General features: G+C 76.1%; 3 protein-coding genes. All 3 read right to left on the bottom strand.

From position 1 onward, the window contains the following. On the bottom strand, window positions 1–312 hold a 312-nt coding region (locus IHE55_RS30380), incomplete at its 3' end, for a Na+/H+ antiporter NhaA (RefSeq protein WP_307826959.1). A 120-nt stretch (window positions 313–432) separates the two neighbouring features. After that, window positions 433–1,398, bottom strand: a complete 966-nt coding sequence (locus IHE55_RS30385) for a sigma-70 family RNA polymerase sigma factor (protein ID WP_372442741.1) — start codon at window positions 1,396–1,398, stop codon at window positions 433–435. 9 nt (window positions 1,399–1,407) lie between these two features. Beyond that, the coding region (locus IHE55_RS30390) for an FAD-dependent oxidoreductase (RefSeq protein ID WP_197992636.1) at window positions 1,408–2,107 on the bottom strand (700 nt) is incomplete at its 5' end.

Raw genomic sequence — 2,107 nt, forward strand, 5'->3', positions numbered from 1 at the left:
CCGGTGGATCCCGTTGCGGCGCCCGGGCAGCACCCCGGCGCAGACGGCGGCGATGAGTGAGCCGGTCAGGACGGCGGCCTCGACGGCCTCGGCGTCGGCGGGAAGGGCCGGTTCGCCGATGGGCGGCGCGACGGTGAACCCGATTCCGGTCGGTACGGCGAGTGCGGGGACGTCGGCCCTGGCCAGGTCGGGGTCGAGCCGGGCGCGGGTGAAGCGCGCCGCCAGGCAGGTGCCGGCCGGAGCCTCCGGCCACCTCCGAGCGGCCGCGGGCGCGGCCCGCCCCCCGAAAACGGACGCGGGCGGAGCCGGCACCACGCGGCCGGCCCGGGAAAGGCGCGCGTGGGAGCCGGCCGGTCCGTGGCCGGGGCGGCGCGGGCCGGGAGCACGGCTCTCCTCGACGCGGTCGCCGCGCCCGCCGGCGGCCGCGCCGGGTCACCACCGGTCGATGAGCGGCGCCTCCGGCGCGTGGTGTCGCCAGGCTTCGGCGAGGCGGGCGAGGCGGGCGGGGGCGGCGATGCCCCGCACGGTGGCGATCCGGCCGTCGACGACGTCGAACGTCGCGGAGCCCATGACCTGGTCACCGACGACGAAGAGCATCGCGGGGGCCCCGTTGACGACCGCGTAGTGGATGGCGGGCGTGCCGCCGGCCAGTCGCCGTTTCGCGGGCGTGGGCTTGAGGCCGGCCCGCACGACGGCGGCGATGCGCTGCGGGGTGTCGAACCGCAGCAGCTTCTCGGCCAGGCCGCCGGCTCCGTCGGAGATGGCGATCGCGTCGTCGGTGAGCAGTGCCACCAGCTGCTCGGTGCGGCCGGAGGTGGCGGCGGCGAGGAATTCCTCCACGATCCTGCGGGCGGACGCCGGGTCGGTCTCGCCGCCGCCGCGGCGGGCGGTGGTGACGCGGCGCCGGGCCCGGTGCAGGTGCTGCTGGCTCGCGGACTCGGTGATGCCGAGGATCCCGGCGATCTCGGCGTGGCTGTAGGAGAACGCCTCGCGCAGCACGTAGACGGCCCGCTCGACGGGAGAGAGGCGTTCCATGAGCGTCAGCATGGCCAGGGACACCGATTCACGCTGCTCGAAGGTGTCGGCCGGGCCGAGCATCGGGTCGCCGTCGAGGAGCGGTTCGGGCAGCCAGTCACCGGCGGCGCGTTCCCGGCGGGCCTGTGCCGAGCGGAGCCGGTCGAGGCACAGGTTGGTGACGACCTTGGTCAGCCATGCCTCGGGCACCTTGATCCGCCGCCGGTCGGCGGCCTGCCAGTGCAGGAACGCGTCCTGCACGGCGTCCTCGGCGTCGGTGGCGGAGCCGAGCAGCCGGTACGCCAGCGAGGCCAGCCGGTTCCGGCTGGCCTCGAAGCGGCCGGCGTCGAAGCGATCGGTCGCGATGCTGTTCACGCGGGGCACCCTAGGGGGTCACGCGGCCGCCGTCCCGGCCGCGGCCTGTGGCGCGGCCAGGCGGTGCTTGCGCTTGGGTACGCCGAAGGTCGGGTGCGCGGTGCCCCACAGCGACATCCTGACGATGCCCGCCTTGATCCGCGCGGCCTTCCGTCCTCCCATGTACGTGGGCTTCGCCCGCCCTTCCCCGTCGACCATCTGCAGGATCCCGTCCCGCCGCCCCAGGCTGATGTGGTTGCCCACGTACTCCAGCTTGGCGTTCGGGACCTCGCGGCCGGTCAGCCGTGCCACGATCGCCTCCGTGGCCTGCCGGCCGGTGTAGCCGGCCGAGGCGCAGGACATCGGCAGCGGCCGGCCGTTGTCGCCGATGGCGTGGACGCTGTCGCCGACGGCGTAGACGTCGGGGTGCGAGGCCGACCGCATGGTGCGGTCGACGAGGATCCGACCGTCCTCGGTGACGTCCAGCCCGCCGGCGGCGGCGATGGGGCCGACCGCGAACCCGGCCGTCCACACGGTCGCGTCGGAGGCCAGGGCGGTGCCGTCGGCGCACCGCACCCGCCCCGCCTCGACGGCCGCGACCTCGGTGTGCTCCAGGACGGTGACGCCCAGCCGGTCGCAGGCCCGGCGCAGGTGGCCGCGGGCTCCGGCGGACAGCGAGGCGCCCAGCTCACCGCGGGCCACCAGCGTCACCGACAGGCCGGGCCGCATGTCGGCGATC

The sequence above is a fragment of the Streptomyces pactum genome (assembly GCF_016031615.1).
Classification (GTDB): Bacteria; Actinomycetota; Actinomycetes; order Streptomycetales; family Streptomycetaceae; genus Streptomyces; species Streptomyces pactus.